The organism is Sinorhizobium fredii (genome assembly GCF_002944405.1).
GTDB classification, from domain to species: Bacteria; Pseudomonadota; Alphaproteobacteria; order Rhizobiales; family Rhizobiaceae; genus Sinorhizobium; species Sinorhizobium fredii_C.
Window position 1 is genome coordinate 628,802 of sequence record NZ_CP024310.1, and the last position, 14,334, is coordinate 643,135.

Genomic DNA, 14,334 nt, shown 5'->3' on the forward strand with positions numbered 1-14,334 from the left:
GCCGAACGAGGAGGTTCGCCGCGAATGCATGTCATGATCATCGGTGCGGCCGGCATGATCGGCCGGAAACTTGTCGAGAAACTCGCGGCGGAGCCGGACGCCCTCGGCTATGAGATTGGCCGGCTGACCCTGGTCGACGTGATCGAGCCGCCGGTCCCCGCGGCCTATTCCGCGATCTCGACGGCGCTGGCGCTCGATCTCTCGACGGAAGGCTGCGCCGGGCAGCTCGTCGCGACCCGGCCGGACGTTATCTTTCATCTCGCGGCGATCGTTTCGGGCGAGGCGGAGGCGGATTTTGACAAGGGCTACCGCGTCAATCTCGACGGGACGCGGGGGCTCTTCGAGGCGATCCGCAGCGAAGGTCAGCGCGAGCGCTATGTCCCGCGCGTTATCTTTGCTTCCTCGATCGCCGTCTTCGGCCGGCCCTTCCCGGAGAGGATCGGCGACGAGTTCTTCACGACACCGCTGACGAGCTACGGCACGCAGAAGGCGATCTGCGAATTGCTGCTTGCCGATTATTCGCGCCGCGGCCTCTTCGACGGCATCGGCATCCGCCTGCCGACCATCTGCGTCCGGCCGGGCAAGCCGAACAAGGCGGCCTCCGGCTTCTTCTCCAACATCCTGCGCGAGCCGCTCGCCGGGCAGGAGGCCGTTCTGCCGGTCGACGAAAGCGTCCGGCACTGGTTCGCAAGCCCGCGCTCGGCGGTCGGTTTCTTCGTCCATGCCGGTCGAATCGATACGAGCCGGATCGGGCCGCGGCGCAACCTGACCATGCCGGGATTGTCGGCGCTGGTCGGCGAGGAGATCGAGGCGCTGAAGCGCATTGCCGGCCCGAAGGCCGCGGGGCTCATCCGCCGCGAACCGGATCCGGTCACCGCTGCGATCGTCGCCGGCTGGCCGACGAATTTCGACGCGCGACGCGCGCGCGAGCTGGGCTTCACGGCCGAAAGCAGCTTCGACGAGATCATCAGGATCCATGTCGAGGATGAACTCGGAGGGAAGATCTGACATGGCACAAGGCAACAGATCGGGCGAGGGAAAGATTGCGCTGGTGACGGGCGGAGGGTCCGGCATCGGCCTCGGTATTGCCCGGCGGCTGAGTGGCGAAGGCTATCGCCTCGTTATCACCGGACGCCGTCCGGACGTATTGGAGAAAGCGGCTGCCGAAATCGCCGCGGAAAGCGGCGGCGTTGTCCGTGCAATCGCCTGCGATGTCGGCGACCCCGGTCAGGTTGCGGCACTGTTCGACGCGATCCGGGCCGAGTTCGGCCGGCTCGACCTGCTCGTCAACAATGCCGGTTCGAGCGTGCCGCCGCTGCCGCTCGAAGAGGTCACGTTCGCGCAATGGAGCGGAATTCTTGCCGCGAACCTCACCGGCGCCTTCCTCTGCACCCAGCAGGCTTTCCGGCTGATGAAGGCGCAGGAGCCGCGCGGCGGCCGGATCATCAACAACGGCTCGATTTCGGCGACGACCCCCCGGCCCAATTCTGCGCCCTATACAGCGACGAAGCACGCCATCACCGGGCTTACCAAGTCGACGGCGCTCGATGGGCGGCCCTTCGACATCGCCTGCGGCCAGATCGACATCGGCAATGCCGCAACCGACATGACGCAGAAGATGAGCAGCGGCGTGTTGCAGGCCAATGGCGAGATCGCGGCGGAGCCGACGATTCCCGTTGAACATGTCGCCGATGCGGTCGTCTACATGGCGAGCCTGCCGCTTTTGGCAAACGTGCTGACGATGACGGTGATGGCGACGAAGATGCCGCTGGTCGGCCGCGGATAGATCAAAGCCTTCGCCCGTCCACGAGGAGGGATGGTGGCGAAGCCAGGAATGAGTTCTGGGAGGAACGCGAATGGCAGGCGTGGATTTTGTCGATGTCCGGAAATCCTTCGGGCAGTTTCCGGTCATCAAGGGCGTCAACATCGAGATCGAGGACGGCGAATTCGTCATTCTCGTCGGCCCGTCCGGCTGCGGAAAATCGACCTTGCTCCGGATGTTGGCGGGCCTCGAGAACATCACTGCCGGCGAAATCCGCATCGGCGACCGCGTCGTCAACCGGCTGCCGCCGAAAGATCGCGACATCGCCATGGTGTTCCAGAACTACGCGCTCTATCCGCACATGACGGTCGCCGACAACATGGCCTTCTCGCTGATGCTGGCAAGCAGGCCGAAGGCCGAGATCGACAAGCGGGTCGGCGTGGCGGCGGATATTCTAGGCCTCTCGAAGTTGCTCGACCGCTTTCCGCGCCAGCTTTCCGGCGGCCAGCGTCAGCGCGTCGCCATGGGCCGGGCGATCGTGCGCGATCCGCAGGTGTTCCTGTTCGATGAACCGCTCTCGAACCTCGACGCGAAGCTGCGCGTCGCCATGCGCGCCGAGATCAAGGAATTGCACCAGCGGCTGAAGACGACGACGGTCTATGTCACCCATGACCAGATCGAGGCGATGACCATGGCCGACAAGATCGTGGTCATGCATGACGGCATCGTCGAGCAGATCGGCGCACCGCTCGAGCTCTACGACCATCCGGCCAATCTCTTCGTCGCCGGCTTCATCGGTTCGCCGGCAATGAACATGATTCGCGGCCGGCTTCACTCCGAAGACCCGACGGCCTTCATGACCGCCGACGGCACGGCGCTTCCCGTCGCCCGGCCTGCTGCGGCCGCCCGCGGCCGCGATCTCGTTTATGGCCTTAGGCCCGAATACATGTCGCTCGACCCGAACGGTCTTCCGGCCGAGGTCGTGGTGATCGAGCCGACCGGTTACGAAACTCAGATGATCGCCAGGCTCGGCGGCCACGAGGTGACCTGTGTGTTTCGTGAGCGGGTGACTGCCAAGCCCGGCGAAACGATCCGCCTGGCGATCGATGGCGCCCATGTTCACCTGTTCGACGCCGAAACCGGACGGCGACTATTCGACTGATGCCCGAGCGGACGGGGAAGGGGAGGAGCCTTCCTCGATGCCGCGCGGGTGATGCCAGGCAATGCCAGGCATCGGGGTCGCCGCATTCGCCAAGCGGGACGGCGAATGGCGGAAGAAATGCTCCCGCTGTTTTAAGGAGGAGTACCAAATGCCGATAAAGAGACGTGACTTTCTCGCAGGTTCCGCGGCGATTGCCGGTATAACGGGGCTTTCGCCGCTCGGGATCCGCCCATCCTTCGCGCAAGCCGCCGAGCCGAGCTACAAGCCGGAAGAAGGCGCAAGCCTCAGGCTTCTGAGGTGGACGCCCTTCGTCAAGGGCGACGAGGACGCCTGGCTTGCCAACACCAAGAAGTTCACCGAGGCAACCGGCGTCGAGGTCCGCATTGACAAGGAAAGCTGGGAAGACATTCGCCCGAAGGCGGCCGTCGCCGCGAATGTCGGCTCCGGCCCGGACATGGTGATGTGCTGGTTCGACGATGCGCATCAATATCCGGACAAGCTCGTCGACGTCACCGAACTCGCCAATTACCTCGGCAACAAATATGGCGGCTGGTACGACGGCGTGAAGGGCTATGCGACTCGTGACGACAAGTTCATCGCCATGCCGCTGACGGCGATCGGCAACGCCGTCTGCTACCGCGACAGTCATATGAAAGCGGCGGGCTTCAGTGAATTCCCCAAGGACACGGCAGGCTTCCTCGAGCTCTGCAAGGCGATGAAGGCCAAGGGCACGCCGGCCGGCTTCCCGCACGGTAAGGCGGTCGGCGACGGCAACAACTACGCCCACTGGCTGCTCTGGAGCCACGGCGGCAAGATGGTCGACGAAGGCGGCAAGGTCACCATCAACAGCCCCGAGACGCTGGCGGCGATCAACTACGCCAAGCAGCTCTACGAGACCTTCATTCCGGGCACGGAAAGCTGGCTCGACATCAACAACAACCGCGCCTTCCTCGCCGGCCAGGTATCGCTGACGGCGAACGGCGTCTCGCTCTACTATGCTGCCAAGAAGGACGCGGCGCTCGCCGACCTGGCGGCGGATATCCGCACCACCAACTTCCCGATCGGCCCGGTCGGCCAGAGCGTCGAGCTTCACCAGACGAGCTCGATCCTGCTCTTCAGCCACAGCCAATATCCGGAAGCGGCCAAGGCCTATATCAAGTTCATGATGGAGGCCGACCAGATGAATGCCTGGATACAGGGCTCGAGTGCCTATTGCTGCCAGCCGCTGAAGGCCTTCGCCAACAACCCGGTCTGGACCTCCGACCCGATCCATGCGCCCTATGCCAAGGCCTCCGAGACCCTTCGGCCGAACGGCTATGCCGGTCCGCTCGGCTATGCCTCGGCAGGCGTTATGGCGGATTACGTCCTGGTCGACATGTTCGCAGCCGCAGTGACCGGCCAAATGACGCCCGAGGACGCCGTTGTCGAGGCCGAACGACGGGCGAACCGCTACTATCGCGTCTGATCCCTCGTGGCGGCTGTCGGACGCCGCGACCACCGATGACGCCGGCGGCGAGGCCGCCGGCTCTGCTTCTGAACCCATTTCCTGGTCGGAGAAATTCGATGTCCATCACGTCGTCCGGAAAGGCGCCATCTGCCATGGCTTCGCTGATGCAGAACAACAATGTGCTCGGCCTGCTGTTCATGTTGCCGGCCGCCGTCTTTCTCATCTGCTTCCTCACCTATCCGCTGGGGCTCGGCGTCTGGCTCGGCTTCACCGACACCCGCATCGGCCGCGATGGCATCTTCATCGGCCTAGAGAACTACGCGTTCCTGGCACGGGATTCGGTCTTCTGGCTCTCGGTCTTCAATACGCTGCTCTATACTTTCGTGGCGTCGATCCTCAAGTTCGCGCTCGGCCTGTGGCTGGCGCTGCTGCTCAACGAAAACCTGCCGTTCAAATCCTTCTTCCGCGCCATCGTCCTTCTTCCCTGGGTGGTGCCGACGGTGCTTTCGGCGCTCGCCTTCTGGTGGATCTACGATTCGCAGTTCTCGATCATTTCCTGGTCGCTGATGCAGCTCGGGTTGATCGACGGGCCGATCAACTTCCTCGGCGATCCGACCAATGCGCGCGCCTCGGTCATCGCCGCCAATGTCTGGCGCGGCATTCCCTTCGTGGCGATCTCGCTGCTTGCCGGGCTGCAGACAATCCCCGCCTCGCTGCAGGAGGCCGCCTCGCTCGATGGCGCCACCAGCTGGCAGCGCTTCCGCTACGTTACGCTGCCGATGCTGACCCCGATCATCGCCGTGGTGATGACCTTCTCGGTGCTCTTCACCTTTACGGATTTCCAGCTCATCTACGTGCTGACCAAGGGCGGGCCGGTGAACGCCACCCATCTCATGGCGACGCTCTCCTTCCAGCGTGGCATTCCGGGCGGCCAGCTCGGCGAGGGCGCGGCGATCGCCGTCGCCATGGTGCCATTCCTGCTCGCCGCCATCATGTTCAGCTTCTTCGGCCTGCAGCGTCGCAAGTGGCAGCAGGGCGGACAGGACTGAGGAGGAAAAGATGAACACGACCACGAGAATACCGGACGAGGTCCTCACCGATACCGCCGAGGGGATGAGCTATCTCAACCGTCTGCCGCGCCGGATCGTTACTCTCTACCTGCCGATGGCGGTCTTCGTCTTCGTGCTGCTGTTCCCGTTCTACTGGATGGCGATCACGGCGGTGAAACCGAATTCACAGCTCACCGACTACAACAATTACAGTCCCTTCTGGGTCGTCGGCCCGACGCTCGACCACATCAAATACCTGCTGTTCGAGACCTCCTATCCCGGCTGGCTATGGAACACGATGCTGGTCGCCGTCGGCTCGACGATCCTTTCGCTGGCGGCGTCGATCTTCGCGGCCTATGCGATCGAGCGGGTGCGCTTCACCGGCTCGCGGCCGGTCGGGCTGATGATCTTCCTCGCCTATCTGGTGCCGCCGTCGATCCTGTTTATTCCGCTCGCCTTCATCGTCTTCAAGTTCGGCATCTATGATTCCAAGCTGGCGCTGATCTTCACCTATCCGACCTTCCTCATCCCGTTCTGCACCTGGCTGCTGATGGGCTATTTCCGCTCGATCCCCTTCGAGCTCGAGGAAAGCGCGCTGGTGGACGGGGCGACGCGCTGGCAGATCCTCGTCAGGATCATCCTGCCGCTTGCCGTGCCGGGCCTGATATCGGCCGGCATCTTCGCCTTCACGCTGTCCTGGAACGAGTTCATCTATGCGCTGACATTCATCCAATCGTCGGAGAACAAGACCGTGCCGGTCGGCGTGCTGACGGAACTGGTGCGCGGCGACGTGTTCGAATGGGGCGCGCTGATGGCCGGCGCGCTGTTCGGCTCGCTGCCGGTGGTCATCCTCTATTCGTTCTTCGTCGACTATTACGTCTCGTCGATGACCGGCGCGGTCAAGGAGTGACGGTCTCACCTATCATCGCTTGCCCGCAACGAGGAAGACAAGGATGGCGAGGACCGCGGCAAACGGCGCCAGGGCGCCCAGGTCCTCCATGGCCCAAAGGGTGAGCCCGCTATAGAGACACCACAGGATCGGGATGGGCAGAAGCAGCCACAGCTTCTTTTGCCCGACCATCAGCATGGCGCCAAAGGTCGTTGCAACCGTCGGATCCGGCATCATCCCGAAGGTTTCCGCCGTGGCGGGCGGACGGCCTGCGACAAGGGCGATGAAGGGATAGGCGAGCAGGCCGCAAACGGCGAGGGCGATGCCGCCGTGATGACGCAGGCCGCCTGAGTTGGTGGGCGAGCGCGGCAGGAGGGCGGCCAGAACCAGCAATCCTGACTGGAGAAAAAAGGCAGCGGCAGCATAGGACATCGCCCAGTTGATGCTGGCATAGCGCGTCCACAGGAACTGCCAGGCGCAGAAGGCCCATGCCAGGGCGAAGAGCGGGAGAACCGCAATCCGGGCGCGGGACGCCTGCAGGGCTGCCGGAACGAGCAGGGCGAGCGCGCCTGCGATGAAGACAAGCTGAAGCGGCCAGAATTCCTGATTGTAGCGTTCGATGAGGCGGAAATAGACGCGCGGCGAGAACATCAGGAAGTCGGCGAGCGTGTAGGTCCCCCATTCGGACATCAGCCACGCTTCCCGTCAGGAGCCGAGCGGCCGCTCACAGCGCTTCCACATAGTCGATCATGCGCCGGCGCAGCTTCTCGTCCGGCAGGACGCCGCCTGCGGCCTCGAGGTTTTCCCGCACGTGATCGATCCGGGTGGTCGCCGGGATGACGCAGGTGACCGCCGGATGGGAGATGATGAATTTCAAGAGGAACTGCGCCCAGTTGCGTGCGCCCGTCTCTGCGAGCCATTCCGGCAGCGGCTCGTCCTCGATCTGGCGGATCAAATTACCCTCCCGGAACGGCCGGTTGGCAATGACGGCGAGGCCTTTTTCCCGGGCAAGAGGCAGGATGCGCTGCTCGAGCTCGCGATCGAGGATATTGTAGGTCGCCTGGACGAAGTCGATTGGCTGGCTCGCCATGACCTTCTCGATCTCGCGGTGTCTGCGCCCTTCCGATGTCGTGATGCCGACATAGCGCAACTGCCCTGCCGCCTTCATTTCAAGGAGAGCCGGCAGGTGGTCTTCCCAGGAGACGAGATTGTGCACCTGCATGAGGTCAAACTTGTCGACGCCCCAATAGGCGCGCGACGCCGCGATCTGCGCGCTTCCCTGTCCCGCATCCGATATCCACACCTTCTCGGCGGAAAACAGGCGCTCCGGATGGCCGAGCTTACGGAGACCGTAACCGATCGTCGGCTGCGAGGAACTGTACATCGGCGAGGAATCGATCATGCGGCCGCCGCCCTCGAAGAAGGCGGCCATCACCGCGGCGCATTCCTCCATGAGCACCGGGTCGTCGCCGACATTGAAGGTGATCCAGGTGCCGAGACCGACCACCGGGATCGGTTCTCCGCTTGACGGAATCGGCCTCGTGAGAATGCCGGCCGGCTGGCCAACCGCCAGTCGCGGCGCGAACGGCAGCAATGCGCCGATGCCAAGCCCCTGAATGGTCGCGCGCCGAGTGATCTTCATCGGTCGCCCCTTCGCAAAGCCTACTCCTGCATGCTGCCCTAGATCGTAGCCGATTTGAGGACAAAAGCATGCAGCCATTCAAGGTGCGCTGATAAGACGCGGCGCTGTAGCATCGGGCGCATAATGAACCCGCTTGCCACAGCGCTGAAGCCACGAAGTCGTGATCGGTGCAGAGAGCCGACGCTCAGGCGCTTCCGCTGAAGGCGCGTTCGAGCGCGGCGATGTCGAGCTTCACCATGCCGAGCATGGCCTCGGTTGCGCGTTTGGCCCGGTCGCGGTCGGGACTGGACATCATCTCTCCCAGGACGCGCGGTGCGATCTGCCAGGAAAGGCCCCATCGGTCCTTCAGCCAGCCGCATTGTTCGGCTTCGCCGCCATTGGCGAGGAAAGCGTCCCAGATGCGGTCGATTTCATCCTGGCTGTCGCACTCGACCAGGATCGAGAAGGCGTGGTTGAAGGGATCGAGCGGCCCGGCTTCGAGCGCGATGAAATTCTGGTCCTCCAGCGTGAACTCGATCACCTTGACGCTGCCGGGAGGGCCGCTCGGGGTCTCCGCCGGCACGGCCGTCTCGCCCGAAATGGTGGAGTTCGGGATTGTCGAAACGTCGCGAGCTTCCTTGGCAAACCAGAGATGTGAGACGATCTTGGCCATCGAATAAGCTCCTCGAGATGTTCGATTGCCGAAGGACGTTCCGGTTTGCCGGAAGCCGACAGACTGAGCGCAAGAATCTTCGTCTGATCGCCCGTTGCCTCCGCCGGCAAGCTCCGGTTCCGCGGTCAATGGGCGTGGAGAGCCCTGCTACCAGGGCCGCCAGCCGCTCGACCAATAGCGCTCCTTCAATTCGCTCAGGCGATCCTCGATGTCGGAAATGACGTCCTCTACGCGTGAAGTGCGCCGCATGGACCAGGATGGGCGGCTGGTACTTGCCAGGATCAGGCCGACGAGGCCGACGAGCGCAATGGCGGTCCAGGCCGGATGCTCCCTCGCCATCTCTCCGGCCCTGCGGCCGGTGTCCCTGACTGTGTTGGCCACGGCCCGACCCGAGGGAACGCCGAGATCGGTGAGGGTGTCTTTCAATGCGTTGACCTGCTCACGAAGCCAGCGGACTTCCTCCTCCATGCTCTTTTGGTTCGGAACGCCAACCGTGCCGGACTTAGTATCGACGACGCCGCGCGGGACAGCCGAACCGATTGGTTTTTCTTGTGCCATTTTGCTGATCCTCCATATCCGGACCGTCAAGTGGTCCCCAGAGGAAACGGCGGCGGGCCGTTGGAGTTCCTTGGATCGGCAGGCGACAGGCATGCAGCGGAGGCCGGCTATTGCCGGCTTGACGTGCAAACGGTCAATCGCGGCTGCCCGGCCCGGGCGCAGCGCCGGGTAATTCGAACAGCAGTTGACATCGGAAAGGCGTTGCGTATTCTACGCGAATTGGTATGACCACTTGGCCACCAGCCGCGAGCGATCGCGTGGGTTTGCAGTGCGAGGATATTGATGTTCTCTGCCGTGGAATCGCGCCGCCTGTACAGGCAGGTGGCGGACCAGATGCGAGGACTGATCGAGCGGGGCGAATTGGCCCCGGGCTCGCGGCTTCCGGCCGAGCGGGAGCTCGCGCAGAAGCTGGGCGTCTCGCGCCCGACGGTGCGCGAAGCCCTGATCGTGCTCGAGGTCGAAGGATTCATCGATATCCGCATGGGGTCCGGCATCTACGTCACGGCGCGCAAGGCGCCGGCGGCCGATGTGCCGCCTGAAGATTTCGAAGGACCATTCGAATTGCTGAGGGCCCGGGCGGTCGTCGAATGCGCGATCGCCGAGGAGGCGGCGCGGCTGGCCCGGCCCGAACATATAGAAATCCTCGACGACAATCTGGCGCGCATGGCCGCCGCCCTCGAGGACCGGCGTGAGGCGCTGGCGATCGATCGCGAGTTCCATGTGATCGTCTCGAGCATCATCGCCAACCAGACGCTCAACCGCTTTGTCGGCAGTATCCACGACATGCGCATGACGCCCTATTTCGAGAAGCTCGCCAGCTATTTCGAAAACACCGACACCTGGCGGGCGGCGATGGAGGAGCATCGGGTCATTCGCGATGCGATCGCCGCTGGCGATCCGGCCGCCGCACGGGCCGCGATGCGCGCCCATCTCGATCAATCTCAGCTTCGCCTGTCGGCAAGCTTCGTCGAGGAGCAGTCCGACAGCACGATACCGGCCGCCTGGAGGCGTGCCGAAGGACAGTAAAGCAGGCAGTGACTTCACTTTGGGAGGAGTAAGAAGATGAAAGTCAGACTGTTAACGCTACTCGGCGCAACCGCGGCCATCCTGGGTTCGGCCTTGGGAGCGCAGGCCCAGACGGCGCTCAAATGGGCGCATGTCTACGAGACCTCGGAGCCGTTTCACACTGAATCCGTCTGGGCGGCCGAGGAGATCGGCAAGCGCACCGAGGGACGCTACAAGATCGACGTCTTCCCGGCCTCGCAACTCGGCAAGGAAGCGGATATCAACCAGGGTCTGAAACTCGGCACGGTCGATATCATTATTTCCGGCTCGAGCTTCGCGGCGCGCGAATATGCGCCGATCGGCGTCACCTATTTCCCCTACACGTTCCGCGACCCCGCCCATCTGATCGCCTATACCAAAAGCGACGTCTTCAAGCGCCTGGCGGCGGGCTATGAGGAAGCCTCCGGCAACCACATCACCGCCGTCACCTATTACGGTACGCGCCACACCACGTCGAACAAGCCGATCGCCAAATGCGCCGACATGCAGGGGTTGAAGATGCGCGTCCCCGACGTCCCGGCTTATCTCGCCATGCCGCGCGCCTGCGGCGCCAACACGACACCGATCGCCTTCGCCGAGGTCTATCTCGCTCTGCAGAATGGCACGGTCGAGGCCCAGGAGAACCCGCTGACGACCATCGAAGCGAAGAAGTTCTTCGAAGTGCAGAAGCATATCGTGCTGACCGGCCATATCGTCGATCATCTGAACACAGTTGTTTCGAAGAACCTGTGGTCGCAGCTCTCCGATGCCGACAAGCAGATTTTCACCGAGGTGATGCAGGAGGCTGCGGAGCGCGCCACCAAGATCATCGAGGAGCGTGAGAAGGCGCTCGTCTCGACCTTCAAGGAGCGTGGTCTCGACGTGGCCGAAGTCGACAAGGCCGATTTCGAGTCGACCGTCATGGAAAAGGTCGCGCTTGAGGACTTCGGCTACAAGAAGGAGGACTGGGAGGCCATCCGCGCCGTCAAGTGAACCGCCTTTGTCGGCTCGCTGCATGGCGGGCCGACATTCCGTTTCTTAAACGTCGGATGATCGCCATGTCACAGGAAGTCCATCTGCAAGTGACCCCGGAGGAAATCGCCCATTCCTTCGACGAGGCTCCGCCCGCCGCGGATATTTCCAGCTATGCCTTCGAGGACTGGGTGACGCTCGCCGTCTTCTGGGTAATGACGGGATGCGTGTTCCTGCAGTTTTTCACGCGCTACGTCCTCAACGATTCCTATGCCTGGACGGAGGAGATCGCCACAAACTGCCTGATCGCCGTGGTGTTTCTCGGCTCCGTCATGTGCGTGCGCGTCTCCCGCCACATCCAGGTCGACGTGCTCTACCACTATTTCCCGCGGCCGCTGGCGCGGGCGATGGCGATCTTCGTCGATCTGGTGCGCATCGGTTTCTTTGCCTATGCCTGCTGGCTGATGTGGCGCTATGTGGCGATCGTCGCCCATGAGCGCATGGTGACCGTCGATCTGCCGCGCAACATCGTCTTCTACAGCGTCATGGCCGGCTTCGTGATGATGTTCGTCCGCTCGGTTCAGGTGTTCATCGCCAATCAACGCCGCGGCTATTCGGTTCTCGAGAAGCCCGAGGAATTCCAGAAGGTCGAGGACTGATCCATGCTCCTGCTCGTCGGTTCGTTTCTGGTCTTGATGGTGGTCGGCGTCCCGGTTGCCATCTCGATGGCCGTGGCGTCGGTCCTCTATCTTGTCTTCTACAACGTCGCGCCCGACATCATCGCAGCGCAGCGCATGATCGCCGGCGTCGAGAGCTTTCCCCTCTTGGCGGTGCCGTTCTTCATCCTTGCCGGCAACCTGATGAATTCCGCCGGCGTCACCGGCCGCATCTATTCCTTCGCCGTCGCGCTCGTGGGCTGGATGAAGGGCGGGCTGGCGCAGGTCAACATCATCGGCTCGGTGATCTTTTCGGGCATGTCCGGCACGGCGCTCGCCGATGCCGCCGGCATCGGCACGATCGAGATCAAGGCGATGAAGGATCACGGCTATCCGGTGGAAACCGCCGTCGGTGTTACCGCCGCATCGGCGACGCTCGGGCCCATTTTCCCGCCGTCGCTCCCCTTCGTCATCTACGGCATGATGGCCAATGTCTCGATCGGCGCTCTGTTCATGGCCGGCATCGTGCCGGGCGTGGTGATGACGGTGCTGATGATGCTGACGGTCGCGGTTTTCGCCTATCGGCGCGGCTGGGGATCGGACACGCCCTTCGAGATCAGACGGCTGCTTTCTGCTTCGGTCGAAGTGCTCGTCGTGCTTTCGGTGCCGATCGTCATCTATCTCCTGATGTCGGTGGGCTTGTCGATGAACGTCGCCGTCGGCCTGGCGCTTCTCGTGCTTCTGGCGCTCGACTGGTATTTCGATTTCTCGGCAGTCATGGCGCTGATGACGCCGGTGATCCTGATCGGCGGCATGACGATGGGCTGGTTCACCCCCACGGAAGCGGCGGTCGCCGCTGTCCTCTGGTCGCTGTTCCTGGGCCTGGTCCGCTACCGGACGATGACGATGTCGACGCTGGCGCGGGCGACATTCGATACTATCGAGACGACCGCTTCGGTGCTGTTCATCGTCACGGCGGCTTCGATCTTCGCCTGGCTCCTGACGGTCAGCCAGGCGGCCCAACTGCTCTCGGGCGCGATCCTCACGATCACCGACAACAAGTGGGTGTTCCTGATCCTCGTGAACCTCCTGATGCTGTTCGTCGGCTGCTTCCTGGATACGATCGCGGCGATCACCATCCTGGTGCCGATCCTCTTGCCGTTGACGGCGCAATTTGGCATTGATCCGGTGCATTTCGGCCTCATCATGACCCTCAACCTGATGATCGGCCTTCTTCACCCGCCGCTCGGCATGGTGCTCTTCGTGCTCTCTCGGGTGGCCAAGCTCTCGGTCGAGCGGACGACAATGGCGATCTTGCCCTGGCTCCTGCCGCTCTTCATCGCGCTCATCCTGATCACCTTCGTCCCGGCGGTTACGCTATGGCTGCCGGGCGCGGTCGGGCTGATCCGATGATGGCGGGAGGAGTGCGCCATGCGCGAGCCGCCCGGCTTTATGGCCGGCGCGATATTCGGGTGGAGACGGCGGAGGTTGCCGAGCCCGGCGAAGGCGAGGTCCTCCTGAAGATGGCGGCCGGCGGTATTTGCGGTTCTGACCTTCACTACTATCAGGACGGCGGCTTCGGCCCCGTCCGGGTGCAGGAGCCGATCATTCCCGGGCACGAGGCGTCGGGCCATGTCGCGGCGCGCGGTGCAGGGATCTCAGGACTTGCAGTCGGCGAACTGGTGGCGGTGAACCCGAGTAAGCCATGCGGCACCTGCCGCTTCTGCCGCGAAGGACTCGCGATCCATTGCCTGAATATGCATTTCATGGGCAGCGCCATGCGCTTGCCTCACGCGCAGGGCATGTTTCGCGACTGGCTCATTGTCCCTGCCGGCCAGTGTTTTCCGGCCGGCAGGCTAGTCAGCCCCGGCGAAGCCGCCTGTGCCGAGCCGCTGGCGGTCTCCCTGCACGCGGTGGGGCAGGCCGGAGATCTCACCGGCAAGCAGGTGCTCGTCACCGGGGCCGGGCCGATCGGTGCGCTTGTCGCCGCGGCCGCCCGTCATTCGGGGGCGGAAACGATCGTGGTCACCGACCTCGCCGATCCGGCACTCGCGCGGGCCGAAGCTATGGGCGCGACGCGGGTTGTCAACATTCGTCGCGATCGGGCGGGTCTGGCCGAGTACGAGACCGACAAGGGCCAGTTCGACGTCGTCTTCGAGTGCTCGGCCGCCGAGCCGGCGCTGCGCGGCGCGATCGCTGCGGTCAGGCCGCGTGGGCTGATCGTGCAGGTCGGGGTGACCGGCGACATCACCCTGCCGCTCAACGCGCTGGTCGGCAAGGAGCTGCGGTGGATCGGGTCGCAGCGGTTCGACGATGAATTCGCCCGGGCCGTCGCGCTCATCGCCGAGCGCAGGATCGATGTTCGGCCAATCATCTCGCATGCCTTTCCGGTCGATCAGGCGGTGCAGGCCTTCGAACAGGCCGGCGACCGATCGTCCGCCTGCAAGGTGCAGCTGACATTCATGGTCTGAATTGAATACGGGAAGCGGGCGGAAGACCGC

The 14,334-nt window shown here is 63.5% G+C and carries 15 protein-coding genes; 11 read left to right on the forward strand and 4 right to left on the reverse strand.

Annotated features, from left to right (window positions below):
* The first annotated feature begins 24 nt into the window (after positions 1 to 24).
* The 6 genes from denD to NXT3_RS26730 all read left to right on the forward strand — a co-directional run bounded on the left by denD (position 25) and on the right by NXT3_RS26730 (position 6,330).
* Positions 25 to 1,008 (forward strand): D-erythronate dehydrogenase, encoded by a 984-nt coding sequence (gene denD, locus NXT3_RS26705; protein ID WP_037419141.1) that lies wholly within the window; start codon positions 25 to 27, stop codon positions 1,006 to 1,008.
* A 1-nt stretch (position 1,009) separates the two neighbouring features.
* A complete protein-coding gene (locus NXT3_RS26710; RefSeq protein WP_097539063.1) occupies positions 1,010 to 1,786 on the forward strand; it encodes an SDR family oxidoreductase in 777 nt (258 codons plus the stop codon).
* Between the two features lie 70 nt (positions 1,787 to 1,856).
* Complete coding sequence (locus NXT3_RS26715; protein ID WP_097525826.1) at positions 1,857 to 2,924, forward strand: ABC transporter ATP-binding protein; 1,068 nt, start codon at positions 1,857 to 1,859, stop codon at positions 2,922 to 2,924.
* A gap of 148 nt (positions 2,925 to 3,072) precedes the next feature.
* The gene (locus NXT3_RS26720) at positions 3,073 to 4,389 is read left to right on the forward strand and encodes an ABC transporter substrate-binding protein (protein ID WP_097525974.1); all 1,317 of its coding nucleotides are present in this window, start codon (positions 3,073 to 3,075) and stop codon (positions 4,387 to 4,389) included.
* Positions 4,390 to 4,487: 98 nt separating this feature from the next.
* Positions 4,488 to 5,420 carry a carbohydrate ABC transporter permease gene (locus NXT3_RS26725; RefSeq protein WP_037419148.1) on the forward strand — a complete coding sequence of 311 codons (933 nt, stop codon included), beginning with the start codon at positions 4,488 to 4,490 and terminating at the stop codon, positions 5,418 to 5,420.
* 10 nt (positions 5,421 to 5,430) lie between these two features.
* Positions 5,431 to 6,330 (forward strand): carbohydrate ABC transporter permease, encoded by a 900-nt coding sequence (locus NXT3_RS26730; protein WP_037419151.1) that lies wholly within the window; start codon positions 5,431 to 5,433, stop codon positions 6,328 to 6,330.
* Positions 6,331 to 6,342: 12 nt separating this feature from the next.
* On the opposite strand, the gene NXT3_RS26735 is transcribed toward NXT3_RS26730, so the two are convergent.
* The 4 genes from NXT3_RS26735 to NXT3_RS26750 all read right to left on the reverse strand — a co-directional run bounded on the left by NXT3_RS26735 (position 6,343) and on the right by NXT3_RS26750 (position 9,161).
* Entirely contained in the window at positions 6,343 to 6,999 is a 657-nt protein-coding gene (locus NXT3_RS26735; RefSeq protein WP_097525827.1) for a DUF6064 family protein, read from the reverse strand.
* Positions 7,000 to 7,033: 34 nt separating this feature from the next.
* A complete protein-coding gene (locus tag NXT3_RS26740) occupies positions 7,034 to 7,951 on the reverse strand; it encodes an aldo/keto reductase (RefSeq protein WP_097525828.1) in 918 nt (305 codons plus the stop codon).
* A 184-nt stretch (positions 7,952 to 8,135) separates the two neighbouring features.
* Positions 8,136 to 8,603 (reverse strand): VOC family protein, encoded by a 468-nt coding sequence (locus NXT3_RS26745; protein ID WP_104841008.1) that lies wholly within the window; start codon positions 8,601 to 8,603, stop codon positions 8,136 to 8,138.
* Between the two features lie 147 nt (positions 8,604 to 8,750).
* Complete coding sequence (locus tag NXT3_RS26750) at positions 8,751 to 9,161, reverse strand: hypothetical protein (RefSeq protein WP_104841009.1); 411 nt, start codon at positions 9,159 to 9,161, stop codon at positions 8,751 to 8,753.
* Positions 9,162 to 9,443: 282 nt separating this feature from the next.
* Here NXT3_RS26750 and NXT3_RS26755 point away from each other — a divergent pair, with 282 nt between their 5' ends.
* The 5 genes from NXT3_RS26755 (at position 9,444) to NXT3_RS26775 (ending at position 14,304) form a co-directional block, all read left to right on the forward strand.
* On the forward strand, positions 9,444 to 10,187 hold the full coding sequence (locus tag NXT3_RS26755; protein ID WP_097525830.1) for a FadR/GntR family transcriptional regulator: 744 nt from the start codon (positions 9,444 to 9,446) through the stop codon (positions 10,185 to 10,187).
* Positions 10,188 to 10,223: 36 nt separating this feature from the next.
* Entirely contained in the window at positions 10,224 to 11,198 is a 975-nt protein-coding gene (locus tag NXT3_RS26760; RefSeq protein ID WP_097525831.1) for a sialic acid TRAP transporter substrate-binding protein SiaP, read from the forward strand.
* A 65-nt stretch (positions 11,199 to 11,263) separates the two neighbouring features.
* Positions 11,264 to 11,836: a TRAP transporter small permease gene (locus NXT3_RS26765; protein WP_037419220.1), complete on the forward strand. Its 573-nt coding sequence runs from the start codon at positions 11,264 to 11,266 to the stop codon at positions 11,834 to 11,836.
* A gap of 3 nt (positions 11,837 to 11,839) precedes the next feature.
* Positions 11,840 to 13,246, forward strand: a complete 1,407-nt coding sequence (locus NXT3_RS26770; RefSeq protein ID WP_097525832.1) for a TRAP transporter large permease — start codon at positions 11,840 to 11,842, stop codon at positions 13,244 to 13,246.
* Entirely contained in the window at positions 13,213 to 14,304 is a 1,092-nt protein-coding gene (locus NXT3_RS26775) for an L-idonate 5-dehydrogenase (RefSeq protein WP_423828014.1), read from the forward strand. Before NXT3_RS26770 ends, NXT3_RS26775 begins: the two co-directional genes overlap by 34 nt.
* The last annotated feature ends 30 nt before the right edge of the window (positions 14,305 to 14,334 follow it).

Bases quoted from the DNA above. Each gene is read 5' to 3' on its own strand.
- NXT3_RS26745 (WP_104841008.1), bottom strand. From the start codon at position 8,603: ATGGCCAAGATCGTCTCACATCTCTGGTTTGCCAAGGAAGCTCGCGAC.
- NXT3_RS26710 (WP_097539063.1), top strand. From the start codon at position 1,010: ATGGCACAAGGCAACAGATCGGGCGAGGGAAAGATTGCGCTGGTGACG.
- NXT3_RS26740 (WP_097525828.1), bottom strand. From the start codon at position 7,951: ATGAAGATCACTCGGCGCGCGACCATTCAGGGGCTTGGCATCGGCGCA.
- NXT3_RS26770 (WP_097525832.1), top strand. From the start codon at position 11,840: ATGCTCCTGCTCGTCGGTTCGTTTCTGGTCTTGATGGTGGTCGGCGTC.
- NXT3_RS26735 (WP_097525827.1), bottom strand. From the start codon at position 6,999: ATGTCCGAATGGGGGACCTACACGCTCGCCGACTTCCTGATGTTCTCG.
- denD (WP_037419141.1), top strand. From the start codon at position 25: ATGCATGTCATGATCATCGGTGCGGCCGGCATGATCGGCCGGAAACTT.
- NXT3_RS26725 (WP_037419148.1), top strand. From the start codon at position 4,488: ATGTCCATCACGTCGTCCGGAAAGGCGCCATCTGCCATGGCTTCGCTG.
- NXT3_RS26760 (WP_097525831.1), top strand. From the start codon at position 10,224: ATGAAAGTCAGACTGTTAACGCTACTCGGCGCAACCGCGGCCATCCTG.
- NXT3_RS26715 (WP_097525826.1), top strand. From the start codon at position 1,857: ATGGCAGGCGTGGATTTTGTCGATGTCCGGAAATCCTTCGGGCAGTTT.
- NXT3_RS26775 (WP_423828014.1), top strand. From the start codon at position 13,213: ATGGCTGCCGGGCGCGGTCGGGCTGATCCGATGATGGCGGGAGGAGTG.
- NXT3_RS26730 (WP_037419151.1), top strand. From the start codon at position 5,431: ATGAACACGACCACGAGAATACCGGACGAGGTCCTCACCGATACCGCC.
- NXT3_RS26765 (WP_037419220.1), top strand. From the start codon at position 11,264: ATGTCACAGGAAGTCCATCTGCAAGTGACCCCGGAGGAAATCGCCCAT.
- NXT3_RS26750 (WP_104841009.1), bottom strand. From the start codon at position 9,161: ATGGCACAAGAAAAACCAATCGGTTCGGCTGTCCCGCGCGGCGTCGTC.
- NXT3_RS26720 (WP_097525974.1), top strand. From the start codon at position 3,073: ATGCCGATAAAGAGACGTGACTTTCTCGCAGGTTCCGCGGCGATTGCC.
- NXT3_RS26755 (WP_097525830.1), top strand. From the start codon at position 9,444: ATGTTCTCTGCCGTGGAATCGCGCCGCCTGTACAGGCAGGTGGCGGAC.